At 60.9% G+C, this 25,121-nt stretch carries 24 protein-coding genes; 9 read left to right on the plus strand and 15 right to left on the minus strand.

The features are described from left to right. Nucleotides 1-60: 60 nt before the first annotated feature. The 7 genes from ATY29_RS01785 to ATY29_RS01820 all read right to left on the minus strand — a co-directional run bounded on the left by ATY29_RS01785 (nucleotide 61) and on the right by ATY29_RS01820 (nucleotide 7,844). A complete protein-coding gene (locus ATY29_RS01785) occupies nucleotides 61-288 on the minus strand; it encodes a F0F1 ATP synthase subunit C (protein ID WP_003545854.1) in 228 nt (75 codons plus the stop codon). 68 nt (nucleotides 289-356) lie between these two features. Beyond that, nucleotides 357-1,109 (minus strand): F0F1 ATP synthase subunit A, encoded by a 753-nt coding sequence (locus ATY29_RS01790; RefSeq protein ID WP_003569999.1) that lies wholly within the window; start codon nucleotides 1,107-1,109, stop codon nucleotides 357-359. A gap of 63 nt (nucleotides 1,110-1,172) precedes the next feature. Continuing rightward, nucleotides 1,173-1,505 (minus strand): AtpZ/AtpI family protein, encoded by a 333-nt coding sequence (locus tag ATY29_RS01795; RefSeq protein WP_003570001.1) that lies wholly within the window; start codon nucleotides 1,503-1,505, stop codon nucleotides 1,173-1,175. A gap of 271 nt (nucleotides 1,506-1,776) precedes the next feature. Then, complete coding sequence (locus ATY29_RS01800; protein WP_046154778.1) at nucleotides 1,777-2,988, minus strand: cell wall hydrolase; 1,212 nt, start codon at nucleotides 2,986-2,988, stop codon at nucleotides 1,777-1,779. A gap of 336 nt (nucleotides 2,989-3,324) precedes the next feature. After that, nucleotides 3,325-5,223, minus strand: a complete 1,899-nt coding sequence (locus ATY29_RS01805) for a potassium transporter Kup (RefSeq protein ID WP_003570004.1) — start codon at nucleotides 5,221-5,223, stop codon at nucleotides 3,325-3,327. Nucleotides 5,224-5,241: 18 nt separating this feature from the next. Next, nucleotides 5,242-6,219, minus strand: coding sequence for a magnesium transporter CorA family protein (locus tag ATY29_RS01810; protein WP_025415451.1), 978 nt, complete (start codon nucleotides 6,217-6,219; stop codon nucleotides 5,242-5,244). 410 nt (nucleotides 6,220-6,629) lie between these two features. Next, nucleotides 6,630-7,844 carry an Mrp/NBP35 family ATP-binding protein gene (locus tag ATY29_RS01820; RefSeq protein ID WP_097534797.1) on the minus strand — a complete coding sequence of 405 codons (1,215 nt, stop codon included), beginning with the start codon at nucleotides 7,842-7,844 and terminating at the stop codon, nucleotides 6,630-6,632. A 94-nt stretch (nucleotides 7,845-7,938) separates the two neighbouring features. On the opposite strand from ATY29_RS01820, the gene ATY29_RS36660 reads away from it, so the two are divergent. Next, complete coding sequence (locus ATY29_RS36660; RefSeq protein ID WP_165779380.1) at nucleotides 7,939-8,448, plus strand: hypothetical protein; 510 nt, start codon at nucleotides 7,939-7,941, stop codon at nucleotides 8,446-8,448. Here ATY29_RS36660 and ATY29_RS01830 read toward each other — a convergent pair. Further along, nucleotides 8,441-9,175 carry a LuxR family transcriptional regulator gene (locus ATY29_RS01830; RefSeq protein ID WP_038573640.1) on the minus strand — a complete coding sequence of 245 codons (735 nt, stop codon included), beginning with the start codon at nucleotides 9,173-9,175 and terminating at the stop codon, nucleotides 8,441-8,443. The two genes, ATY29_RS36660 and ATY29_RS01830, sit on opposite strands and share 8 nt — an antisense overlap. 200 nt (nucleotides 9,176-9,375) lie before the next feature. Continuing rightward, entirely contained in the window at nucleotides 9,376-10,173 is a 798-nt protein-coding gene (locus tag ATY29_RS01840; RefSeq protein ID WP_025415448.1) for an IclR family transcriptional regulator, read from the minus strand. A 104-nt stretch (nucleotides 10,174-10,277) separates the two neighbouring features. Here ATY29_RS01840 and ATY29_RS01845 point away from each other — a divergent pair, with 104 nt between their 5' ends. From ATY29_RS01845 to ATY29_RS01865, 5 genes are all read left to right on the plus strand, one after another. Further along, on the plus strand, nucleotides 10,278-11,039 hold the full coding sequence (locus ATY29_RS01845) for an SDR family NAD(P)-dependent oxidoreductase (protein WP_025415447.1): 762 nt from the start codon (nucleotides 10,278-10,280) through the stop codon (nucleotides 11,037-11,039). Beyond that, nucleotides 11,039-11,953, plus strand: a complete 915-nt coding sequence (locus ATY29_RS01850; protein ID WP_097534799.1) for a 2-dehydro-3-deoxygalactonokinase — start codon at nucleotides 11,039-11,041, stop codon at nucleotides 11,951-11,953. Before ATY29_RS01845 ends, ATY29_RS01850 begins: the two co-directional genes overlap by 1 nt. A gap of 13 nt (nucleotides 11,954-11,966) precedes the next feature. Beyond that, nucleotides 11,967-12,608 carry a 2-dehydro-3-deoxy-6-phosphogalactonate aldolase gene (locus ATY29_RS01855; RefSeq protein ID WP_097534801.1) on the plus strand — a complete coding sequence of 214 codons (642 nt, stop codon included), beginning with the start codon at nucleotides 11,967-11,969 and terminating at the stop codon, nucleotides 12,606-12,608. Next, the gene (locus tag ATY29_RS01860) at nucleotides 12,605-13,492 is read left to right on the plus strand and encodes an SMP-30/gluconolactonase/LRE family protein (RefSeq protein WP_003570022.1); all 888 of its coding nucleotides are present in this window, start codon (nucleotides 12,605-12,607) and stop codon (nucleotides 13,490-13,492) included. The genes ATY29_RS01855 and ATY29_RS01860 overlap by 4 nt, the downstream gene beginning before the upstream one ends. Nucleotides 13,493-13,713: 221 nt before the next feature. Continuing rightward, nucleotides 13,714-14,322, plus strand: a complete 609-nt coding sequence (locus tag ATY29_RS01865) for a PRC-barrel domain-containing protein (RefSeq protein WP_003570023.1) — start codon at nucleotides 13,714-13,716, stop codon at nucleotides 14,320-14,322. A gap of 95 nt (nucleotides 14,323-14,417) precedes the next feature. On the opposite strand, the gene ATY29_RS01870 is transcribed toward ATY29_RS01865, so the two are convergent. Together ATY29_RS01870 and ATY29_RS01875 are read right to left on the minus strand one after the other, a co-directional pair. Beyond that, nucleotides 14,418-15,782, minus strand: coding sequence for a putative bifunctional diguanylate cyclase/phosphodiesterase (locus ATY29_RS01870; RefSeq protein ID WP_003570025.1), 1,365 nt, complete (start codon nucleotides 15,780-15,782; stop codon nucleotides 14,418-14,420). A 182-nt stretch (nucleotides 15,783-15,964) separates the two neighbouring features. Continuing rightward, complete coding sequence (locus tag ATY29_RS01875) at nucleotides 15,965-17,689, minus strand: response regulator (protein WP_097534803.1); 1,725 nt, start codon at nucleotides 17,687-17,689, stop codon at nucleotides 15,965-15,967. A gap of 184 nt (nucleotides 17,690-17,873) precedes the next feature. Here ATY29_RS01875 and mutL point away from each other — a divergent pair, with 184 nt between their 5' ends. Next, a complete protein-coding gene (mutL, locus tag ATY29_RS01880) occupies nucleotides 17,874-19,676 on the plus strand; it encodes a DNA mismatch repair endonuclease MutL (protein WP_097534805.1) in 1,803 nt (600 codons plus the stop codon). 170 nt (nucleotides 19,677-19,846) lie between these two features. After that, entirely contained in the window at nucleotides 19,847-20,077 is a 231-nt protein-coding gene (locus tag ATY29_RS01885; protein WP_003570032.1) for a DUF2093 domain-containing protein, read from the plus strand. A 106-nt stretch (nucleotides 20,078-20,183) separates the two neighbouring features. Here the strand turns inward: ATY29_RS01885 and ATY29_RS01890 are convergent, their stop codons facing one another. The 3 genes from ATY29_RS01890 to ATY29_RS01900 form a co-directional block, all read right to left on the minus strand. Then, nucleotides 20,184-21,101, minus strand: coding sequence for a sugar ABC transporter substrate-binding protein (locus ATY29_RS01890; protein ID WP_025415441.1), 918 nt, complete (start codon nucleotides 21,099-21,101; stop codon nucleotides 20,184-20,186). Between the two features lie 78 nt (nucleotides 21,102-21,179). After that, a complete protein-coding gene (locus tag ATY29_RS01895; RefSeq protein ID WP_003570036.1) occupies nucleotides 21,180-21,944 on the minus strand; it encodes an ATP-binding cassette domain-containing protein in 765 nt (254 codons plus the stop codon). Then, nucleotides 21,941-22,999 carry an ABC transporter permease gene (locus tag ATY29_RS01900; protein ID WP_003570037.1) on the minus strand — a complete coding sequence of 353 codons (1,059 nt, stop codon included), beginning with the start codon at nucleotides 22,997-22,999 and terminating at the stop codon, nucleotides 21,941-21,943. Before ATY29_RS01900 ends, ATY29_RS01895 begins: the two co-directional genes overlap by 4 nt. 99 nt (nucleotides 23,000-23,098) lie before the next feature. Between ATY29_RS01900 and ATY29_RS01905 the strand changes: the two genes are divergently transcribed. Further along, nucleotides 23,099-23,983 carry a GntR family transcriptional regulator gene (locus tag ATY29_RS01905; protein WP_097534806.1) on the plus strand — a complete coding sequence of 295 codons (885 nt, stop codon included), beginning with the start codon at nucleotides 23,099-23,101 and terminating at the stop codon, nucleotides 23,981-23,983. 42 nt (nucleotides 23,984-24,025) lie between these two features. Here the strand turns inward: ATY29_RS01905 and lpxK are convergent, their stop codons facing one another. Continuing rightward, nucleotides 24,026-25,099 (minus strand): tetraacyldisaccharide 4'-kinase, encoded by a 1,074-nt coding sequence (gene lpxK, locus ATY29_RS01910; protein ID WP_097534807.1) that lies wholly within the window; start codon nucleotides 25,097-25,099, stop codon nucleotides 24,026-24,028. Nucleotides 25,100-25,121: the final 22 nt, after the last annotated feature.

Here is a 25,121-nt window from a genome sequence, read left to right on the forward strand (position 1 = left end):
CTGCAAATGCAAAGGATCACGGCTTGCGGTGGCAGGCCGTGATCCATCTATTCGCCGATATCAGACGGCGAAGAGGAGGAGGAGAGCGACGAGCAGCGAGAAGATGCCCAGAGCTTCCGTAACGGCGAAGCCGAATACCAGACGGCCGAACTGGCTGTCAGCGGCAGACGGATTGCGCAGTGCGCCGGAGAGGTAGCTGCCGAAAATATTGCCGAGGCCGAGAGCCGTACCGGCCATACCAAAGCAAGCCAGGCCTGCACCGATGTACTTTGCTGCTTCCGCTTCCATGTTGAACTCCTTTGAAATGGTTGTTGCGGCGAATGACTGACGCCCTGGAGACGTCGTTGTCGTTATCCTTAGTGCCCGCCCGGATGGATTGCGTCGTTGAGGTACATGCAAGTCAGCACCGCAAAGACGTAAGCCTGAAGGAAGGCGACGAGGAACTCGAGACCGGTCAGGGCGACGGTCATGATGAGGGGAAGAACTGCGCCGCCGACGCCGACTGCACCGAGGGCTCCAAGCGAGGCGACGAAGCCTGCGAACACCTTCAGCGTGATGTGACCAGCGAGCATGTTGGCGAAAAGACGAACGGAGAGCGAAATCGGGCGGGACAGGAAGGAAATGATTTCGATCGAGACGACCAGCGGCAGCAATATGCCGGGCACACCCGAGGGCACGAAAACATTCAGGAAGTGGAACCCGTGCTTATAGAAGCCGTAAACGAGAACCGTGCCGATAACGAGGATCGCCAGCGCGAAGGTGACGATGATCTGGCTGGTGATCGTGAAGAAATACGGGAACATGCCGAGCAAGTTCGCCGTCAGCACGAACATGAAGAGCGAGAAGACCAGCGGGAAGAACTTCATTCCCTGCTTGCCGGCGCCTTCCTTCAGCATGTTGGCGATGAATTCATAAGACATTTCCGCGATCGACTGCGAACGGCCCGGTACGATGGCGCGGTTCGAGGTCGCGAAATAGAGGAAGCCTACAGCCACGGCAGCGGAAGCTGCCATGAAGAGCGATGCGTTGGTGAACGAAAAATCAATTCCGCCGATTTCGATCGGCACAATCTTGAAGATCTGGAACTGATGAGTCGGATCGTTGGACACCGCTTGTTCTCTCTCTTTGGCCCGCAGGACGCGGGGTCATTGCACTGGACCGGGAACCGGTCCTTATTTCTTGTCGTCATCCAGAGGATGGGCCACCACCCCCGCAGAACGCAGCACGTTCAGAACGCCGGCACAGAATCCGAGAAGCAGAAGAACAATCATCCCCCAAGGCGCCGTGCCAACAAAACGGTCGAGAACATAGCCAAGAACGGCACCGACGATGATCGCGGCAATGAACTCGCTGGAAAGCTTCATCGCCTGGGCATAACCTTTGCGGCTTACCTCGGCTTGGGCCTCGCTTGCATGTTCCACTCCCGCCTCAGCGCGCTTGGACGCGAGTTTCGCTTCCAGTTGCGCACGGCGCTTCTCAAGACTTTCCTCGCGGTCATTCGCCATGGATCTCTCCTCGCCTGCCCGTCGCCCGCACTCCCGCTACCCCGGTCATTCGGACCCCGGACGCGAAGGTTGAGACCCTTCCGGCCCGTTCTGAAGTCGCGCGCAACATAGTTTTAGGGATTGGTATAGTCAAGGCGTAGACAGCTTCTGTCCAGCCAGAAAATAATTTCGTCAAATCAAAGAGATAAGGCGATTTTGGGTCGATCTCTTAAATTCGATGGAAAGAATCCGCTTTTAAGCCACGGAAATCGCCTTGCCCGAGCGATTTATCTCAGCTCCAGCCGCCGCCATAGGTGCGATAGAAGACGTGAAGACCGATGCGGCCGACCTTTTCCATGGTCTTTGCCCATTTCGGCCGGACATAGACGGCATGGTAGTGTGTCGCCGAGCCCACCTGCGGCAGCCAGATCTTGCCGGATGTCACCGCCATCGCCACATCGCGGGCCATCCGCCAGTGATATTGCGAGTTCACCCTGTCCTTGATGCTGTCGCAGGCGAAGGAAAACTGGCAGCGGTTGCGCCAATCCTCGTTCTGGTAGACGACGCCGCAAATGGTTTTCGGATAGGACGGGTTGCGGACGCGATTGAGGATGACTTGGGCGACGGCCGCCTGGCCCTTCACCGATTCTCCGCGCGCCTCGAAATAGATGCCTGAGGCCAAGCATTGCTGTTCGCGGGCGGAAAAGACGCTCGGCGACAATATGCTGGCGGCCCAGGCATGGTCGCGCGGACCGATCTCCGGAACGAAGCGGCCGCTGTCCTGATCGGTCAGGATCGAATCAAACGGCGACTGGCGGGAATAGTCGGGTGCCGCCGGCCCATAGGCGGTGGCCAGCACATCGGCCTTGTCGCTGGTGACGAGGCTTGCGAGCATTGCCGGCACGCCACTATCGATCACAACCGGCTGCTTCTTATAGAAAGACGTGGCGATCTCGATTTCCTTGCCCTGGATCTTCGGCTTGACGAAAGCCGACCGCTCCTTGAGATCGAAGTTCGGGGTGAAGAGCAGCTTCGTGCGTTCGAGGATCGAGCCGGCCGAAAAATCCTTCGGCGGCTGCATCTTCTCGACGGCGACGACGCGGCCTTTCTTGGTGCCGCGGTTGACGCGATCCTCGTCCGGCGTGTCCTCGTGGCCTTTTTCCTTGGCGTTAAAGGCAACCTTGCGACCATCGGGAAGCACCATGCCGGCGCCTGAGGAGATCGAACCCGTCACCGCCGGATCGGCGAAGGCAAGTTCAGCCTGATGGATGGAGCCGGCCGGCGAATTGGTCAGCACCATGCGCCAGTTCTCCCCCTCCCGGTCGAGACCGGCCAGCATGGCGGCGAGATCGGCATGAGATGCGACACTCGGGAAGATCAGCCAGCCGGCGAGCCCGAAGATTGCGGGCGACACCCAATTCTCGGGAAGAAGACGCAGCTTGCTACGGGAAGAGCTCTTTCGACGCAACACAAACTCCGGGCATGGGACGCGGGAACATTCCATAATAAATCCCGCATTAACCTTGACGCCCGGTTAACGAGGCGTGCCGGAATGTGACCATGCCAGTTTTGCAATGTTCTAATGTGGCTGATATTTTCGCCACACGGAGCGGCTATGCCCCCCCTGCCCCTATACCTATTGATGTGGCACCGGAGGGCGAGTTCAGCAGGAACGCATCCTCAATCTCCGTCGTCCTCGGCCTTGAGCCGAGGACCCATGCCACAGCTGCTGGTGGGTGGGGTGTGGATGCTCGGCTCAAGGCCGAGCATGACGGAGATTGAGATGGCGGAAGGGCCATCAAAGCGCGGCCACCCCCGTCAGCAATCGCGTCCGCACACATCAAATAATGACGTGCGAGCCCAGTTCCACCACGCGGTTGGCCGGCAGGCGGAAGTAGTCCGAGGGGTTGGCGGCGGCGTTGGCAAGCGCGATGTAGAGCCGGTCCTGCCAGTAGGGCATGCCCGACTTGGCATCCGGCACCAGCTTGCGGCGTCCGAGATAGAAGGAGGTCGACATGATGTCGAACTTCAGGCCGGTTTTGCGCAGCGTCGCCAGCGCCTGCGAGACATTTTGGGATTCCATGAAGCCGAACAGCAGCTCGACGCGGGAGAAGCGCTCGGAAATCTGCTCGACCTTGTAGCGGTCCTGGCTCGGGACACGCGGCTTGTTGACGGTGCGGATCGTCAGGATGACGTTGCGGTCGTGCAGCACATGATTGTGCTTGAGATTATGCAGCAAGGCGGCGGGGGCCGATTCCGGATCGCTGGTCAGGAAGATCGCAGTGCCGGGAACCTGGGCCGGCGAATGTTCGCTCTTGCGCTCGATCGAGCTGACGAAGGAGGGAAGCGGAATGTCGGTGTGGCGGGTCTTTTCCATCAGGATCGCGGTGCCGCGGCGCCAGGTCCACATGACGACGGTAAAGGCGGTGGCGATCAGGATCGGGATGTAGCCGCCGTCGTGGATCTTCAAAAGGTTGGCACCGAGGAAGATCAGTTCGAGCACGACCAGCGGCGCGAGCGCGATCACCGCAACCGGAAGCGACCAGTTCCACCGGGCGCGAACGAATTCGAAGGCCATGATCGAGGTGACGACCATGGCACCGGTGACCGAGATGCCATAGGCGGTCGCCAGCGCGTCCGAGGTCTTGAAACTCAGGACCAGGAAGATGACGCCGATGAACAGCACGGCATTGACCGAGGGAACGAAGATCTGCCCGGTATTGGTTTCCGAGGTGAAGAGGATTTCCATGCGCGGCAGGAAGCCGAGGTTGATGCCCTGGCGCACCATCGAGAAAGCGCCGGTGATGACCGCCTGGCTGGCGATGATCGTCGCGGCAGTCGCCAGGATGACGACCGGCAGCAGCGCCCATTTCGGATACATCAGATAGAAGGGATCGGACATCGTCGAGGGATTGCCGAGAACGAGAGCGCCCTGCCCGAGATAGTTCAGCGTCAGCGCCGGAAAGACCAGCAGGAACCAGGCCCACTGGATCGGACGCCGGCCGAAATGGCCGAGATCGGCATAGAGCGCCTCGGCGCCCGTCACTGTCAGGAAGACGGCGCCGAGCACGACGACGCCGTAAAAGCCCTCATGCAGCAGGAAGCTGACGGCATAATAGGGATTGAAGGCGGCAAGGATGCCGAAATCATCCGAAATATGGGAAATGCCGGCGGCAGCCATGACGAGGAACCAGACGGCGGTGATCGGGCCGAAGAATTTCGCGACCGCCCCGGTGCCGCGCGATTGCACGACGAAGAGCAGCGCCAGGATCACCACCGAGATCGGCACGATATATTCAGAGAGGGTCGGGGTGACGAGCTTCAGGCCCTCGACGGCCGAGAGCACCGACAGCGCCGGCGTGATCATCGCATCGCCGAGGAAGAGGGCAGCGCCCATCAGGCCGAGCAGCATCAGTATGGCGGTATGCCCGTTGGCGGTCTTCATCAGAAGAGCAAGCAGCGACAGCGTGCCGCCCTCGCCCTCATTGTCGGCGCGCAGCAAAAACAGCACATATTTGATGGTGACGATGATGGTTAGCGCCCAGATCATCAGCGAGATCAGGCTAATGACCTCGAAACGGGTGAGGCCGTCATGGGCAACAGGTTTCAGCGCCTCGCGAAAGGCGTAGAGCGGGCTGGTGCCAATATCGCCGTAGACGACGCCGACGGAACCGAGCGTGAGATAGAACAGCTTCTTCGGCGTCATCTGGGATTCGTTCGGATGGCTCTCTGCGGACATGAAGTTGCAACAGGCTCCTCAGAGCCAGCCTTTCCAGCGGAAAAAGAAAAACGGGACGACGGCGGATATCACCATCAGGGCCAGCGAATAGGGATAACCTGCGGCCCAGGCCAACTCCGGCATGACCTGAAAATTCATACCATAGATGGAGGCGACCAATGTCGGCGGCAGGAACACCACCGAGGCAATCGAAAATATCTTGATGATCGAATTCTGCTCGATGTTGATCAGACCGAGCGAAGCGTCAAGCAGGAAGGTGATGTTGCCAGCAACGAAGGCGGCATGCTCCGACAGCGATTGGATATCACGCGAGACCGTGCGGCAGAGGTCCTTCGTCTCGCGGTCCTGCTGGACCGCCGGGATCGTGTGCAAGAAGGTCAGCAGGCGGGACAGCGACCCGAGGCTGTCGCGCACCTTGCTGATCATCCGGTGATAGCCGGCGATATCGCGCAGCTTCTCCTCGAGATAGTTCGAAGGCTTGCGCGTCTTCTTCGCCCGGTCGCCGAAGACGTGCATCGACAAGATGTCGAGGCGCGAGATGGAGACCTCGAGGATCTCGGCGGTGCGGTCGACGATCGTTTCCAACAGCTTGGCGAGAAGGGCAGCGCCGCTGCGCCAGTTTTCCGGCAGACGGTGAAGGGCGGCGATGAACAGCGCAAAGGATTTGGGATGGGCGTATCGGATGGTGACCAGCCGGTTTCCGGCCAGGATGAAAGCGACATCGGTCAGCGTCGGCGCGTCGGTCTCCGCCTTCCAGAGCAGCGAGGCAGTCATGAAAACGGCGTCGTTTTCGACATAGAGACGGGCGGAGGGCTCGATATCCTTGAGGTCGTCCCGGGTCGGAACCTCGATGCCGAGAACCCTCTCAACATAGAGTTCCTCGTCGCGGCTCGGCTCGATCATGTCGATCCATACGACATCCTCGGGGAAGGATCCGGCATGCGACAGATCGCGGATCTCGACCGACCTGCAATTGGAACAGTAAGCGGTGATCACCGGCAGCCTTTCCATGCGGCGGCCAGCGCGGCAAAGCGAGGGTCGCTCGTCCCGGGTCCCAACGGAAGCGGATCAAAAAAGTTCATACAACTCCGGCTGCATCCAACCTCGAAGGCCGGCATGCACATTGTGCTCCACCGCATCGCAGCGACCAATCCTTCGATCGACAAGACAACTCCGAACTTGCAGGCGGGCCGAGATCTTCCAAACGAGGACGGCCGTCATTGAGCATCTGCAGCAAATGCCATCATGGCGCCGCGGCATATGCAGCAAAGCCGTGAAATAATCAAGACATCTTCCGTGAAGCGCGGCTTTTCACCACGCTTCCCCCACAATTTGGGGTACTGGCGGACATGATTCGGCCACCAAGAGTGTCGCTCGGAATGCCGAACCGTTGCCGATGACAGATCTTATTCGAAGACGATCGCCGGGGCAGGACGCTGCGGCTGGCCACCGACCTGCTCCCAGACCTTGGCAGCAATGCCGCGATAGATGCCGGCGACGATACCGTTCGGCTCGGAGGCGACGAGCGGCGTGCCGGCGTCGGAGGTTTCACGGATATTCATCGTCAGCGGCACTTCGCCGAGAAAGGGCACACCGATGCGCTCGGCCTCCTTGCGGGCGCCGCCATGGCCGAAGATGTCGTAGCGGGTGCCGGTATCCGGCGCGATGAAATAGCTCATATTCTCGACGATGCCGAGCACCGGCACCTCGACCTTGCGGAACATGTTGAGGCCCTTGCGGGCATCGATCAGAGCCAGATCCTGCGGCGTCGAGACAATGACGGCGCCAGCCAGCGGCACCTGCTGGGCCATGGTCAGCTGCGCGTCGCCGGTGCCGGGCGGCATGTCGACGACCAGCACATCGAGCTCACCCCAGGCGACTTCCCGCAGCATCTGCAACAGCGCCGACTGAACCATCGGCCCGCGCCAGATCATCGCCGTCTCCTCGTCGACGAGGAAGCCCATCGACATGACCTTAAGGCCGTAATTCTCCATCGGATTGATGATCCGGCCATCGATCTGGGTTGGGCGGCCGGATATCTTCAGCAGCCGCGGCATCGAGGGACCATAGACGTCGGCGTCGAGGATGCCGACGCGCAAACCGTTGGCGAGCAGGCCGAGCGCCAGGTTGACCGCGGTGGTCGACTTGCCGACCCCACCCTTGCCCGAGGCGACGGCGATGATGGCGCCGATGCCGGGGACGCCGATCTTGCCGGCGCGCGACGGCTGTTGCTGCGGCGCGTGCGCTGGGCCCCCGTGGTTGTGTCCCCTGTGATCATGACCGGCGTGATCATGACCGGCGTGATCGTGGCCGGCATGGCCACGGGGCGGGTTCGGCGCTGGACGGGAGGCGGGAGCGGCGGCGGCCGCCTTTTTGTCCGCCGTTAGTGTAACAAGAGCACCCTTGACGCCCGGCATTTCCTTGATGACGCGCTCGGCGGCGAGCCGCAGCGGCTCCAGCTCCCTGGCGCGTTCAGCCGGAACGGTGATGGAGAAATAGACCTTGCCGTCGGAGATGAAGACGTCGGACACCATGCCGAGCGCAACGATATCGTGCTCGAGATCCGGTCCACGCACGGTCTTCAATGTTTCGAGAACCTGTTCCTTGGTAACGTCGGTCATTCCACCCTCACTGCTTCTTCTCGCACGACAGCGCCGCACGTCTCTCAAGTCGCGCAAAGGACGCTGTAGCACCTAAAATCTTGCAGTAGAGATAGTGGAGCCGGACGCCTTCGCCAAACAAAATCATCGGCGGGAAAATCGATTTGCCGGCTTGCAAAAAGCGCCGCAGAGAACTGGCGATCCGTTGCGGCCATCAAGTCCGCTGGGCTTTCGCCCTGATGGCCGCAACGGTCTCCCCGAGAACCGGCGCAATCCGGGGCGAACTAGCGCAAGCCGACAAAAAGGCCAGCGAAAAATGACGGGAAAAGGGCGAATCGCAAACAGCTGCGAAACGAGCGGTGCCAAAACGCAACAACCGCCACCGACGCCGGCGCCTGGCAAAAGCGGCATCGGCGTCGGTCAGCGGTATGCCGGCCGCGCCATTTCCCTGGCGCTGGTCCAAGTCCCCTCTGGGCCTCTGGCAAAAGAGAAGCAGAAAGCGTGCCAGACGGAGAATCGCCGCAAATGGCACAAGCGCGGCATGAGGACAGCCACCAGCGGCCAGCATATGCCCACGCACTGGGCGCCCGGCGAAAGCCCGCCCAGCCTTTTGCATCTTATTTGATCAGGCCGATCCGCAGCGCCTTGGCGACCGCCTGGGTGCGGTTGACCGTATCGAGCTTCTTGGTGGCACGGTTGAGGTAATGATTGACCGTGTGCTCGGAGAGGGTGAGGATTTCGGCGATTTCCGCACTGGTCTTGCCGGCTGCCGTCCAGTTGAGGCAATCAATTTCCCGATCGGTCAGCGTCTCGGTGATGCGCGTATCGAGGTTGCGGATCTCGGCAAGCCTGTCATAGACGTGGATGGCGATGTAGCAGAGTTCACGCATCTCGGCCGGGCTGAAGGACTCCCGGTCGCCGGCGAAAGAGATGGCGCCGCGCAGGCCGGATGGCTCATGCGTCGGAAAATAGGCGCCGCGCATCATCCTGAAACGTTCGAACAGCGCGGCGACGAGGACCGACTTGCCGTCGTCACGCGACCAGTTCTCGCGCGTCATGTCGTAAAAGAAGGGCCGCGCCGATGTTCTCAAGCGCCTCAGAACCGGGCTGTTCACCAGCAAACTCTCCTGGTCGTAGAGCGCCAGAAGCTCGGCCGGCCAGCTGGTGATGACGGTGCTGCCCTGGATATCCAGCGATGTGACCGGCGGCAGATTGAGAACCATGAAGGCCCGGCTGCGATAGGCTTCCGTCACGCGTTTCAGGAACCGGAAAATGTCGAACTGGGTCTTCAGGCCGGCTATTTCATTGATGTAGTCGTCGTCTTCCGGGGATGTTTGCGACAAGGGTGCCATCACATTTCTTCATCTTCGGCACTGCGGCCGGCTCGATTGCAACGGGGAATGACGATCGCTGACTGGATCACATGGAAACGGCCTCGGCGTGCAGCGTCGGCCGGTGGGTGGTTATCGATTTCGCGGACTATCTGCAGTTGTCGTGATTCGCAGGCAAATCTCAATATCGCCCTCATCATAAGCATGCTCTCTGATCGCATTTAGCGGCGCGGGCCGAGCCGAATGCGCATGTCTTCCATGATCCTCCCAGCCGCCAGCTGAACTGGAACGGCCCATTGGCTGAGAAGTTCCATCGACAGACGGTAGGCCGGGCCGGTAATCGAGATGCCACCAATAAAAGTCCGATCCTGCGACCAGAGGGGGGCGGCGACACAGCGGATGCCGGCCTCATGCTCCTCGCGGTCGAAAGCATAGCCCTGGTTGGCGATCTCGCGGATTTCGGCAAGCAGCGATTCAGCCGAGAGATGGGTCGAGGCGGTGAATCGGATAAAGCTTAGGCCAGCGAGAAGATCGGCGAGGAGATCGGCCGGAAGCAGCGAAAGGGCGGCCTTGCCGACGCCGGTGCAGTAACAGGGCGAGGCATTGCCGATCTGCGAATACATGCGCACCGGCTGGCGGCCGTCGACCTTGTCGAGATAGATGATCGACTGCCCCCTCAAAACACCGAGATGCACGGTTTCGCCGGTTGCCTGCTGCAGATCGGCAAGGTGCGGCTCGGCAATCAGGCGGAATTCGTTGCGCGCCCAGCTGCGCGCGGCAAACTCGAGCAGGCGCAGGCCCGGCGCATAACGGCCGTCGCCTTCAAACTCAAGCAGCCCTTCCTCGACCAGATGGCTGAGCTGGCGATGCAAGGTGCCTCGCGGTTGGCCGGCAAGCGCCAGGATGTCGGTGAAACGCAGCGGCGCGTCGGCATGGGTGACGAGATCGAGCAGAACCATCAGTTTGCCGAGCGTGCCGGTCTCGCGGGTCTGCGCCATGCTATCGCTATTTAATGTCATCGTCTCATCCGCCCTTGACAGGAAGGCCAGCATAATTTGATAATTCCATATAGTCAAATATAGTTCCAAATAATGGAACATCGCGGGATTCAAAGGGCAACGTCATGCCAGCACAATTTCCGGAGTTCAAAGACCGAACCGTGCTGGTGACCGGCGGCGGATCGGGCATCGGTGCTGCGATCGTCGAAGGTTTCGCGCGCCAGGGGGCCAAGGTCTCCTTCATCGACATCGCCGAGGCCACGGGCCGCGCGCTCGCCGAAAACCTGTCGCGAGAGACGGTTCATCCCGTCTCCTTTCACCATGCCGACCTGCGTGACATCGAGGCGATCCGGCGCACCGTCGATACCGTCGTTGCGAGTTCAGGGCCGATCCGCGTGCTGGTCAACAATGCCGCCTGGGACGACCGTCATGATTTCGACGCGGTGACCGAGGCCTATTGGGACAATAATCAGGCGATCAACCTGAAGCATGTGTTCTTCACCTCCCAGGCAACAGCACCGTCGATGCGGGCGGCCGGCGGCGGTGCGATCATCAATATGTCGTCGATCGCCTTTAAACTGAACATGGGCGGTTTTCCCTCCTATGCAGCGGCGAAGGCTGCGGTCGTCGGACTGACGAAGAGCTTGGCCGGCAGGCTCGGGCCGGAGAATATCCGCGTCAACTGCATCCTGCCCGGCATGGTCCTCACGGAACGGCAGATGCAGCTCTGGCTGACCGAAGAGAGCATTGCGCGCTCGGTCGAGCAGCAGTGCCTGAAGGTCGCGCTCAAGCCCGAGGCGATTGTCGGTCCTTGCCTGTTTCTTGCATCCGACTGCGCGGCTGGAATGACCGCCCAGTCCCTGATTGTCGATGGAGGCATTCTGTAATGGCACATCCCGCTTATGTTGCGGTGGACTGGGGCACCAGCAGTTTCCGGCTCTGGCTGATCGCCAGGGACGGCAGCATTCTTGCCGAGCGCCGCAGCGGCGAAGGCATGACGAGTGCTGCAAAGACCGGCTTTTCTCAAGTGCTTTCAGGCCACCTCGCCGCCGTCGAGGCGCCGGAAAACCTGCCGGTGATCGTCTGCGGCATGGCCGGCGCACGGCAGGGCTGGGTCGAGGCGGGTTATATCGACGTTCCGGCGCCGCTCGCCGCGATTCTCACCGGAGCGGTCTCCGTGCCCGGCGAAAGCCGCGACATCCGCATCCTGCCGGGCCTTGCCCAGCGGGATATGGCGACGCCCGATGTGATGCGCGGCGAGGAAACCCAGCTTCTCGGCGCGCTCGGCAGCGCAAGCTCGGGCGCGCAGGCGGTCTGCATGCCCGGAACCCATTCGAAGTGGGTGCATGTCAGCGACGGCAAGGTCGCCGGTTTTTCGACCTTCATGACCGGCGAACTTTTCGACGTCATCAGCAAACACACGATCCTGTCGCATGCCGTCGCCGGCGCCGACGAGCAGCCGGCCGATGCGGCAGCCTTCGAGGCGGCGGTCTCGGCCGCTTTCGCGCGGCCCGCGCTTGCCTCCAACCTGCTCTTTACCGCCCGCTCGGGCCAACTCCTGCACGGGATCTCCGCCGCATCAGCGCAGGCCCGGCTCTCCGGCACGCTGATCGGCCTCGAAATCGCCGGCGCACTGCAGGATGCGGCCAACTCAGGCGTCACCCTGGTCGCTTCCGGGCGCCTGCAGGCGCTCTACGAACAGGCCTTCAAAAGCCTCTCCCTGACCTTCACCGCCATAGATGCCGACGCCGCTGTGCGCCGCGGGCTTTCGGCCGCCGCCGAAGCCATCTGGCCGAATTGAGAAAGCCGACACGATGAACCGCATCCCCTTCCCCGACATGAAGCGCCCGCTGATCGCCATCCTTCGCGGCATCCGGCTCGACGAAACCGAGAGCGTGGTCGGCGCCTTGATCGACAATGGCCTGACGGCGATCGAGATCCCGCTCAACTCGCCGGAGCCGTTCAAATCCATCGAGATCGCCGCCAAGATGGCGCCGGCCGAGGTGCTGATTGGCGCCGGCACGGTGTTGACCGTCGAGGCGGTCGACAACCTGAATGCCGCCGGCGGCACGCTGCTCGTCACGCCGAATGTCGAGCCCGAGGTGATCATCCGGGCGCGCCAATACGGCATGGTGACGATGCCGGGCGTCTTCACGCCGACAGAGGCGCTCGCCGCAGCGCGTGCCGGCGCCACCGGTCTCAAATTCTTTCCGGCAAGCGTGCTTGGTCCTTCCGGCATCACGGCGATCCGGGCGATCCTGCCGCCGGAACTGACGATTGCCGCCGTCGGCGGCGTGTCGGACAAGAATTTCGGCGATTATACCAAGGCCGGCATCTTCGCCTTCGGCCTCGGCACCAGCCTCTACAAGCCGGGAATGACCGCATCGGAGGTTGCCGACCGCGCCAAGGCGACCATTTACGCCTATGATGCAGCCATTGGGAGCGTGAGCCTATGACCGATATTTATGAGTTCGAGGGCAAGACCCTTTGCAACACCAATTCCGTTCTCGGCGAAGGCCCGACCTATGATCCGGACAGCAACACCGTCTGGTGGTTCAACATCCTCGGCAAGGAACTGCACGAGCTCAATCTCTCGACGGGCGCGAAAAAGGTGCATCCATTGCCTGCCATGGCGAGCGTGCTTGCCCGTATAGACGCCAAACGGCAGTTGATCGCGACGGAGGAAGGGCTCTTCGTCCGCGATATAGCGAGCGGCAACCTCACCTTCTACGCTGCGCTCGAAAACGACAGGCCGGAAAACCGTTCGAACGACGGTCGCACCCATCCTTCCGGTGCGCTCTGGATCGGCACGATGAGCAAGCGGGCGGAAAACCAAGCCGGCGCCATCTATCATGTCGCACACGGCAAAGTGACGAAGATCTTCAACGGCATCAGCATCCCCAATTCGATCTGCTTCTCGCCTGACGGCACGATCGGCTATTATACCGATTCCCGCCTCAACCGGTTGATGCGCGTCATGGTCGATCCGCATACCGGCCTGCCCTCGGGCGAGCCGATTGTGCTGGTCGACAGCGCCGATGAGCCCGGGGACATCGACGGCTCGGTCGTCGATGCCGACGGTTACATCTGGAATTCGCGCTGGGGTGCGGGGGTCGTCGACCGCTACAATCCCGATGGCTTGCGCATCTCGCGCTACAAGGTTCCCGCCGTCCAGCCCTCCTGCCCCGCCTTCATCGGCGTCAATGCCGACCGGCTGGCGGTGACGACCGCCTGGGAGGGCCTCGACGAGGACGCCCGTTCGGCGCAGCCCAGCGCCGGCGCGCTGCTCGAACTCGGCATCGACGTCAAAGGCGTGTTCGATCCGGTTTATGTGATCTGAAGAGAGCTTGCCGTGACAATCAGAGGCGCTTCCGACCGGAGGCGCCTTTTCTCGTTTTCGTGGCGGTTCCGCAATAAAAGTTCCGTGAGAATCGAGAAATTTTCCGTGTTTTCAACCGGAACCAATCGGCGCACCAGTCATTTTCCTTTCGAACCGGCGCGGCAATGACACAGACCTTGCCGGGTCAACGACCACTCTAGGGAAATGAAGGTAGGTTCGAAATGACACGCAAACTCTTGACGACCGTTGCCGCTGGCGCACTGTTTGCCACGGCTTTCGCACCGGCGGCATTCTCGCAGACAACCCCGCAGCCGGCCGATCCTGCTGCTCCGACAACGGCGGCTCCCGCCGATCCGGCAGCACCGAAGCCGCCGATCACCCCTGATGTCACCAAGCCAGCAGGCGATGCCGCACAGGCTCCCGCCGCAGCACCGACGGCAGACACGGCCCAGGCCGGTTACATCACGGAGCAGGCTCCGGACCAGGTCAGCGCCAATACCTATATTGGCCAGTCGGTCTATAATGGCAACAATGAAAGCATCGGCAGCGTCAACGACCTGATCCTCAAGAAGGATGGCGGTTTCGTTGCAGCGATCGTCGGTGTCGGCGGCTTCCTCGGTATCGGCGAAAAGAACGTCGCCGTCCCGATGGAAAAGATCACCGTCGCTCAGAATACCCAGGACGGCAGCGTCAAGCTGACCACCAGTGAAACGGCTGAATCGCTGAAGGCCGCACCTGAGTTCAAGACGCTGGCCATGCAGTCGGCCGAAAAGGCTCCCGCTGCGACCGGCACAGACACCACGGCAACCGGCTCGACCACTCCTAAGTAGGCTGGGCCGAGTAAACCACGCGTAACCACGCGCGGTAGTATAGCGTAGGCGATGGCGCTCCTAGGGGCGCCATCGTTTTTTTCCGTGCGGTCGTTTTATGCGCTGACGCGTTCCGCCATGGCCGGGTCGTAATAGTTCTCGTGCAGGAAGCGCAGCGTAGCGATGCCATCCGCCGGACGGCCGAAGTGATAGCCCTGGCCCATGCCGCAGCCAAGAGTGCGCAGCTTCACCGCCTCGGCATAATCCTCAATGCCCTCAGCTACCACTTCCAGTTCCAGGCCGTCGCACATGGTCAAGATCGCCTTGATGATATGCTCGGATGCGCGGTCGGAATTGATGCGGGAGACGAAGGCGCGATCAATCTTGATCTTATCGAAGATGAAATCGCGCAGGCGCCCGAGGCTCGACTGGCCGGTGCCGAAATCGTCGAGCGAAATACGCACGCCGGCGGCGCGCAGATCGGCGATGATGCGGTGGGCGGTATCGGCCGAACTCATCACCGCGGTCTCGGTGATTTCAAGCTCCAGGCGATGCGGATCGAAGCCGACGCGGCCGAGGATCGACAGGATGCTGCCGCTGGTGCCCGGATCCATCAGCTGGGCCGAGGAGAGATTGAACGACAGGAAGAGTTCGCGCGGCCAGGATAGGGCTGCTTCGGCAGCTTTGCGCAGCAGGGCCTCCGACAGCGCATCGATGAAACCGCGCTCTTCGGCGAGCGGCACGAAGACACCGGGCGAGACGAAGCCGAGATCGGCATCGTTCCAGCGGGCGAGCGCCTCGAAGCCGACGACCTGGTTGTTGGAGAGCGAGACGATCGGCTGGAAATGCACATCGATCGCGTCGGAGATGATGGCATTTCTGAGCGCCTGTTCCAGCTGCGTCGCGCGCTTCATTTCCTGGGCGATCTCGCGCGAATAGACGGTGACCTGGCCGCGGCCGCGCCGTTTGGAGCGGTAAAGCGCGGTTTCAGCGCTCTTCAGCAGTTCTTCGCAATCTTCTCCGGCAAAGGGATATATGGCAAAACCGAGGGAGGCGGAGAGACGAACGTTGCGGTCGCCGAGATCATAGGGTGCCGATAGCACCTCGCGGATCATCTGGCCAAATTTCTCGGCACTCGCCCGCTCGAAGATCAGCGGCAGCACGAAGGCGAATTCATCTCCGTCATGGCGGGTGACCAGCGCGCCATCGGGAATGCAGGCCCTGAGGCGATGGGCGACCTGGCACAGGATTTCATCGCCGGCGGCCGAGCCGAAAAGATCGTTGATCGGTTTGAAACTATCGAGATTGGCGATGCCGATGGTGAAGGGGGCCGGGTCGCTGGCGCGCTCGGAAGAGATCTGCAAGACTTTGTCCCGCATGCGATTGCGGTTTCCCAATCCGGTCAGCGGATCGGTATAGGCCATCGCCTGAAGCTCATTCTGACCGACGGTCAAGAAAGCTAAGTCCGCCGATTTCATCATCCACCCGAGCTTTCCCGCGCCAGGCAAAGAATGACCGCGATGTCTTAACAATTTGATAGTAAATCAGCAGGCATTGCCGCTAGATCCACCCCAGAATCCAGGAGTTGACGAGGGTCCCCGCTAAAGTCTCTGGCTTTTATGTCGTTAGGTCGGAACCGCTGCACTCGTCCGGATGACAAGCATCAGCCGCGCGCGCGCATGGCCTCATCCATCAGATGCCTCTGGAAGATGGCCTCGAGCATATCAGGACTGACGGGTTTCATGATGACATCGTCCATGCCTGCTTTGACGCATTCGGCGCGGTCTCGTTCGAAGGCCTGGGTGAGCACGCCGATGATCGGGGTGCGGCTTGTGCCGCCGGTCTCTTCTATCTGCCGGATGAGGCGGGCCGCCTCGAAGCCGTTGAAGCCCGGCAGCGAAATGTCCATCAGCACGATCTCAGGCCGGTGCTCGGCCCAGAGGCGCACGGCCTCGTCGCCGGTCGCCGCAATCATATGGCGATAACCAAGGCCTTCGAGGATCTGCGAGAATACGATCTGGTTGATATCATTGTCTTCGGCGACGAGAACCTGCAGGCCGACGATGTCGTCGGAGATACTGATTTCCCAATCCGTATCCTGACCGGCGCCGCCGTTGCGGCTGTTGCGGTTGAAATGGCGGGCGATCTGAAAGGTGAGCTCGTTGGCGATCTGGAAACCGTCCATGACAAGCGCCGGGATGCCGTATTGCTCGGCAAGCTCAAGACAGCGCATGCCCATCTGGTTGTCGATGATCACGAGATCGAGCGAAATGCCGGAGGACGTGGCAATTTCCAGGAACCGCTCCTCCTCGTCCTCGCCGCGGACCGCGCAGGATTCGAAGCCGTATTTCGACAGCGTTCGCAGCGCGGCGGTCTCGGCGGCAAGATCGGCGGTGACGACGAGGACCTTGCGGCCGGAGAAATTTTCCGGAACGATCGCTTCCATAGCCGCCGGCTCGCGGCGCTCGACGGCGCTCGGTACCGGCACATAGGCGCGGCGATAGCTTTGATTGCTTGAGGTGGTGATCGCCGATGCCCGGCCGAACTCGTCGAGATCGGCGCCCTCGCGCGGCAGATCCTGCATTGTTGACACCAGGAAATAGCGGCCCGGCTTGCCGATGCGGTGCTTGCGGCTGACAATGTCGCGCTCGATGCCGTCACGGGAGATCTGCCGCTGGCGGGAGACGGACATCTCGCCGGTCTCCAGCACATGACGATCGCTTTCCTCAAAGCGCTTGGCGATCTCTTCCGAGAAGAGATCGGCGCTCTTGCGCCCGAGCACCTCGTCGGCGGTGGTCTGATATTTCTCGCAAAAGGCGAGGTTGACCGCGACATAGGTGAGGTTGCGGTCCTTGACGAAGAGTGGGAACGGCAGATTGTCGAGAATGTCCTCGGTCAGTTGCACGCGCTCCAGATCCGAGCGCCATTGCTCTTCGCGCTTCTTGTCCTCGGAAATATCGGAAATGATGGTGACGCCGTAACCGCCGGGCAGCCTGCGTTTGACGAAACGCACCCAGCTGTCGGCAGCGTGGCGCTCGACGACGTCGAAGCGCTCGCGCCAATGCGAGGCGATTTTCTGCGACAGCCAGTCCTCACGGCTCAGCGAGCCACGCTGCTTCACATCATATTGCTGGCGAATGCCGGTGTCGTAGACCGCGCCGAGGAAATCGCGAAGCCGCGTGCCGGGTTTCAGCATCTCAGGCGGCAGCGGGAAGAATTCCAGCGTCTGGCGGCTGGCAAAGATCAGATGATCGTTCTTGTCATAGATGATGAAAGCTGCCGAAAGGCTGTCGCACACCACATCGAAAAGCGCCGTCTGCAGATCGGCCCCGGCGGAAATCCCGTCGGTTTCCGATGACGTGTCCGCCTTTTCGAAGCCGGCACTCATTCTGTTGCGTCCCACATCTGTTCGATTTCGAAAGCTTCCGGAGGTATATGATTAGAAATGCCATTTTTATGTTAAAACCGGCTTAACATTAGCGACCCCCAAGTTTGCGGGAGCCTCGGATCGCGCTTTGGGAAAGCCTATCGAAGCCCCTTCCCTCCGGCTCACGAATCCTTGAAAATAGCCCATGGCCATCAGACAGCTTTCCGAAACGCTCATCAACCAGATCGCCGCCGGCGAAGTCATCGAACGGCCGGCGAGTGCTGCCAAGGAACTGATCGAAAACGCGCTCGATGCGGGGGCGACGCGCATCGAGATCGCCACGTCGGGCGGCGGCAAGGCGCTTCTGCGGGTCAGCGACAACGGCTCGGGTATGGATGCGGCCGATCTGGAACTGGCGGTCAGGCGCCACTGCACCTCAAAATTATCCGACACGCTCGAGGATATCCGCACGCTCGGCTTCCGCGGCGAAGCGCTGCCCTCGATCGGCTCGGTGGCAAGGCTCAGCATCGCCAGCCGCAGGCGTGACAGCGCCGGCGGTCACGAGATCGCCGTCAACGCCGGCAAGATCGCGCATTTGCGCCCGGCCGCCGCCAATCCCGGCACGATCGTCGAAGTGCGCGACCTGTTCTTCGCCACACCCGCCCGGCTCAAATTCCTCAAGAGCGAGAAGGCCGAGGCCGGCGCCATTACCGAGATCGTCAAGCGCATGGCGATCGCCTTTCCCGCGGTGCGCTTCGTGCTGTCGGGCACCGACCGCACGACGCTGGAATTTCCGGCAACCGGCGACGACCACTTGGCGCGCATGGCGCAGGTGCTCGGCAAGGAATTCCGCGACAACGCCATCGCACTCGACGCCGTGCGCGAGGAGATCTCGCTCACCGGCTTTGCCGGCGTGCCGACCTTCAACCGCGGCAACTCCGCCCATCAATATGCCTTCGTCAACGGCCGGCCGGTGCAGGACAAGCTGATCCTGTCGGCGATCCGCGGCGCCTATGCCGAGACGATCCCATCGGGACGCCATCCTGTGGCGGTGCTGTCGATCACACTCGACCCCGCTCTTGTCGACGTCAACGTGCATCCGGCAAAATCCGACGTGCGCTTCCGCGACCCCGGCCTGGTGCGCGGCCTAATCGTCGGTGCGGTCCGCGAGGCGCTGGCGCGCGACGGCAGCCGGGCGGCAACGACCGGGGCGAGCGATATGCTGCGCTCCTTCCGCCCCGGCTTTCAGCCATACACGCCGCGGCCGCAGACGGCATGGTCGGCCGAGACCTCGCCGTCGCGGCCCTACCAGCCGGCAACAGGTTTCGGTGAACGGCCGCAGGCCTCTTTCGACGGGCTGTCGATGCCGACGGCGCGGGCCGAGCAGCAGTTTTCGCCGCAGCCGGCCGCACCCGATACAACCGCGCGCTATCCGCTCGGCGCCGCGCGGGCGCAGATCCACGCCAATTACATCGTCGCCCAAACCGAAGACGGGCTTGTCATCGTCGACCAGCATGCCGCCCACGAGCGGCTGGTGTTCGAAGCGATGCGCAAGGCGCTGCATTCGAAGCGGCTGGCCTCGCAGGTGCTGCTCATCCCCGAGATCATCGACATTCCGGAAGAGGATTGCGACCGGCTGATGCAGCATGCGGCCGAGCTTTCCGAACTTGGCCTGGCGATCGAACGGTTCGGCCCCGGGGCGATTGCCGTGCGCGAGACGCCGGCCATGCTCGGCGAGGTCGATGCGCATGGCCTGATCCGCCAGCTCGCCGACGAGATTGCCGAATGGGACACGGCGTCAGGCCTGTCGGCCAAGCTCGAATATGTGGCGGCGACGATGGCCTGCCACGGCTCGGTGCGCTCCGGGCGGCGGCTGCGGCCGGAGGAAATGAACGCGCTGCTGCGCGAAATGGAAGTGACGCCCGGATCCGGCCAGTGCAATCACGGCCGGCCGACCTATATCGAATTGAAGCTCAGCGATATCGAGCGGCTTTTCGGCAGAAGCTAAAAAAGCTGGAAAAGCAGCCTGTTCGGGAGTAAGGCAGACGAAAGCGGTGTCGCGATCTTTCAAATTCGGTTGGCCTACGCTTTAGGATTTTAGTTTTCCGCATGTCGTGATCGCAAAACCGCGACACATTTTTGCGCGACATGCTTGAAAGACTGCAGGGAACGGAGCGCATGAATTTGTTCGAAGGGCATGGAAACCGCGAAGCGAAGATCCGGTATCTCGATGGCGATTTCCAGATTCTCTCGCCCGGCTCCTATGTCGTCTGCGCGATGACGGGAAAACAGGTCCCGCTCGACGAGCTGCGCTACTGGAGCGTCGCCCGCCAGGAACCCTATGCCGACGTGATCTCAGCGATCGAAGCCGACAAACGCGCCGGCGTGCTGCCGAACCAGCGGCGCTAAAGCGCGGCCGTGCTCGAGGGGTCCGGCCCGCCCCATCAAGGACGGGCCGTTTGTCTAACAAAGGTCCATAGGCGCTCTATGCAAAATCGCACAGAACGGCAACGGCTTACTTGAATTTTGCCATGTTCTCAGGCGTCACGAGCGCAGCGCCGGAGTCGATCAAAGACTCAACCTTCTCTCCGCGGATCGATTTTACCAGCGCATCTACACCGAGTTCAGCCATTTTGGTGGGAAACTGCGCTACGGATGCATCCTCGATTCCATTCTTCAGCGCTTCCTCTTCGCCGCAGCAAAAATCGAAACCGACCAGGACAATCTTGTCATTGGCAGTGCCAGCGTTCTTGATCGCGCGTGCCGCGCCCGCAGCGGGCGGGCCGCAGGCGGCATAAATGGCCTTGAGATCCGGGTTTTTCGTCAACAGATCCTCGGCGACACTGATCCCGAGCTCCTCGGTACAGTTTGTTGCGCCTTTCCCGACGATCTTGACGTCAAGTCCGTTTAGTCCTTCAAGCATGCCCTTCACACGGTCATCAAGCGCCGGCACACCAGGCACACCTTCGAGAATACCGAGCGTGTCGCCAGCTTTAAGAACAGTTTTGAGATATTCCCCGGCGATTTTGCCTGCCGCGAAGTTATTGGTCGTGGCCAGCGCCGTTCTGCCGTTCCAATCCGGAATATTATTATCCATCAGCACGACCTTGATACCGGCCGCCACCGCCTTGTCCAGAGCGGTGGATACGGTCGGATCGACGGGCGTGAGGGCAATGCCCTGCACGCCGCGTGTTACCATGGACTCGATCTGTGCAATCTGGCCCTCAATGTCGGTTGCTGATGTACCTTGGCCATAGATGATCTCAACGCCGGGATTTCTCTTTGCATAATCTTTGGCGGCGTTCTCCATTGTTGCGAAGAACGGCACAGGGAATTTGGTTATAAAGCCGAGCTTCACCGGCTCCTGTGCCAGGCACGGGACTACAGCGACGACTAGGAGCGCAACAGCTCCCAGAAGAGATTGCGATTTCATGATTACACCTCCCATGTTTCGACCGCCCTCCTCTAGAACGATCTCGTTGTCCGCTGCCCGAACGAAGCAGCGATCTCCTCAAGCCTCGGCGCCGACAATCATCGCGACAATGTCCTGCTTGTTCGCTTCCGTTGGCTTCACTTCACCCACCTTGCGACCCTGCCGCAGGACAACCGCCCGATCAGCGATTTCGACCACGTGCTCCATATTGTGAGTGATGATGATCACGGCATTGCCGTCGGCTTTGAGCTGACTGATAATATCAAGAACCTGGCGAGACTCGCGAAGGCCGAGGGCTGCCGTTGGTTCGTCAAGAATTACCAGCTTGCGCGCAAAAACAATGGCGCGCGCGACCGCGATCGCTTGCCGCTGGCCCCCAGACATCAGCGCGACCGGTGCATCGAACCTCGGCAGCTTAACCTTTAAGCGATCGATGACGCTCGCTGCTTCCCGCTTCATTTCGCCCGAGCTCAGAAAGCGGAGCGGACGCGGCAACCAGGAGGGGAAAGAGATTTCTCGCCCGCAGTAGAAATTCTGCACGGGGGTCAGATTGTCGAAAAGCGCCAGGTCCTGATAGACGGTTTCAATGCCGGCGCGGCGGGCAGCGGCCGTTGAATGGAGCGATACCGGACAACCATCCACGAGGATCTCTCCTTCGTCGAGACTATGAAGCCCGCTAATGCATTTGACGAGCGTCGACTTGCCGGCGCCGTTGTCACCCAGGAGAGCAGTTACCTCACCTGAATAAGCATCAAAGCTCACATTTTTCAGGGCGTGGATTGCGCCAAAGCGCTTCTGGGCGTTCCGAACCGAAAGTGCCGGTGTGGTGGATGTCGGGTTCATTGTACTGCCGCCGCCTGAAGCACGCGTGCACGCGCCTCGAGATGGTTACGAAGCACGTCAGCCTCTACGGCGATGACGATGACAAGCCCAATCGCAATCATCTGAAAGAAAACGTCGACGCCGAGAAGGTTAAGGGCATTGCGGATGACGCCGATCAGCACGGCGCCGATCAGGGCGTGGCCGAGGTGGCCTCGTCCGCCAAGGAAGCTGGCGCCACCGATAATCACCGCAGCAATCGTGTCGAGTTCCAGGAGATTGCCGTAGATCGGCGAGGCGGCGCCGGTCCGGCCGGCAAGCAGCACCGCGCCGACACCGGCACAAAAACCGGAAACGACATAGGTCGAGAGCAGAACGCCCCTTACCGGTATGCCCATGCTTCTGGCGGCGTTGGGCGAGCCGCCGACCGCATAGATCCATCGGCCGCAGACCATCGACTTCGTCAGGATCAGAAAAAGAAGCGCGAACATCCCGACGACAAAAAAGGAATTGGGCACACCAAGCGTGGTACTGCCACCGATCGCGGTCACTGCATTGGGCATCCCGCGCATGGTCGTGTGACCGGGCGCCAATGCTAGTGCCACGCCGCGGCAGATGCTCAGGGTTGCCAGTGTAATGATAAAGGGGTGTGGCAGCCGACCATAGACGAAGACCAGTCCGTTAATTGCACCAATCGCAGCACCTGCCAGCAGCATGGCCATGATGACGATGAATGAGGAATCAACCTGCTGGTAGACAAGTCCGCCGATGACCGTCGCCAGGGCAAGATTCGAGCCTACGGACAGGTCGATGCCGCGCGTCAGGATAACGAGTTGCTGACCCATCGCCACGACAGCGATCACTGCTGTCTGCGCCAGGATGTTCCCCAGGTTAACGGGCTTCAGGAAAGCCGGCGTGATCAAACTGACGACGGCGATGAGCATAATGAGGATCAGCAGCGGGCCAAGGCTCAATAGCTTCAGTCCCAGTGTGACGCCTGATTGTCTCGGATGGAAGGTTGCATCCTGCGAACCGTCAGGCCGAGACGAATTCTGAGGCATAATTCCGGAGTTTTCCAAATTCCCCTAGCCTCCCCTGTTTTTTATACATAAGAAACATATGATACACGTACGTCAACTTGTTTTTTATGGATAGAAAACCATACAAGGAGTTGCGCCATGAGAACTGATACGACCTTTAAGCGGGCATTCAACGATATGATCGACATCATTCGGACGCTCGATCCTGGAATGGAATTGCCGTCCGAAAATGCCTTGCGGGCGCAGCTTGGCGTCAGCCGGACAACGGTGCGGAAGGTGCTCGCAGGGATGTCGGCACGTGGCATCATCGTGTCGGAAGCGCACAGGCGGATCGTACGCGAACAGCCGTTGCAGACAGAACGCTATCCACAGCAAGAGACCTTAGCAATTTCGGAACAGGTCGAGACAAGCTTCATGGAGTGGATGCTGCGCGGCGACGTCTGTCCGGGCACAGAAATCAATGAGGCAGAGTTAGCTCGGCAATTCAGCGCCGGGACAACGATCGTCCGTGAGTTTCTCAATCGATTTCAGAAATATGGGCTGATCGAGAAACGTCCGAATGCAGGCTGGGTTTTTAAAGGGTTCACAGCCAATTTCGCACTCGAATTGTTCGAGATCAGAGAGATGTTCGAAATGCGCTCGGCACGGCTGTTCGCTGCCCTGCCCGACAACTCGCCCGTCTGGAAGCAGATCCAATCCATGCAGGCCGCACATTTGGAACTGCTCGCGGATATCGACGCTCGATTTCAAGATTTCTCGGAACTGGATAGCCGATTCCACCGGCTGATTGCAGCCGTCGCGCCAAACCGCTTTATCGAGAGCTTCCAAGACGTGATAACCATGGTCTTCCACTATCACTATCAATGGAACAAACGTGATGAACGCGCGCGAAATGAGGTCGCTATCAAGGAACATCTCGCGCTGATCGACGCCCTCAAAAGCCGCAATATCGCGTCGATCGACCGCGCATGTCGGCTGCATCTGACTTCCGCCCGCGAAACTTTGCTTCACTCGATTACGTGATAGCGCTGCAGACCCGGTGTGCAGGAGACCTTTTGCCGCCTGTTAGAGCGGCTGAGCCTTTCCTGAAATTGCTTTAATGCCAGCCTTTATTTCCTTCAGACGCCGCTCGCGGCAGGCGACGATTGCCCGGTCGATGATCAGGCTGGCGGCGAGGTGATCCTCGAAGACCATGTCGACCTCGATCACTCGGCTTTTTTCGGCAAGCTGCGCCGCCTTGCCGGGATGGCCGGAGAGGCGGACGAAATCCTTGGAGGTGGTGACGATCAACAGGCCCTGGCGCTCGGCGGTCGTCAGGATATCGTCGATCTCGTCCTCGGTCAGGTGCTCGTGGTCGCCGAAGCTCTTGGCGACGGCAATTTCGGCGCCGCGCGATTCGACCGTGCGGAAGAATTTGGCGGGATCGGCGATGCCGGCGAAGGCGAGCACCTTGACGCCGGCGAGCGTGTTGTCGCCGCGCACTTTCAGCGATGCGGTAAAATAAGGTTTCGCGGCGCGAGCCGCCATGCGGACGATCCTGTCGGCGGCATTGCCGCCGCCGACCTTCAACAGGGCGGTGGCAAAACGCAATTGCTGGCGGATCGGCGCGCGGACCGGGCCGCCCGGCACGATATGGCCGTTGCCGAGGCCGCGGGTCGCGTCGATGACGAGCAGGGCATAATCGATCGCCAGGCGGGCGCTCTGGAAACCGTCGTCCATAATGATGAGATCGGCGCCCTCGGCGACCAGACGCTGAGCCCCGTCGACGCGCCTTCGGGAAATCACCGTCAGCGCCTCCTGCGCCAGCAGCAGCGGTTCATCGCCGACGGCAACCGCCCGGTGATGATCGGGATCGACCACTGTGGTCACATCGAGCGAACCGCCGTAACCCCGGCTGAGAAAACCCGGTTTCAACCCCTTTGCCTTCGCGGCACGGGCGATGGTCAGCGCCGTCGGCGTCTTGCCGGCGCCGCCGACGGTGAAATTGCCGACGCAGATGACCGGAATGGGAACGGAGGCGCGGCGCGCATGCGCCATTCGATGGCCGGCGATACGACCGTAGAGAAAGGAAACCGGCAGCAGCAGCCATGCCCGCCAATCGGCTTTCCTCCACCAGAACGGCGGCGCTTCGGATATCATCTTGCCGTCCTGCTCCCCTGCC

This window comes from Rhizobium hidalgonense (genome assembly GCF_002914525.1).
Classification (GTDB): domain Bacteria; phylum Pseudomonadota; class Alphaproteobacteria; order Rhizobiales; family Rhizobiaceae; genus Rhizobium; species Rhizobium hidalgonense.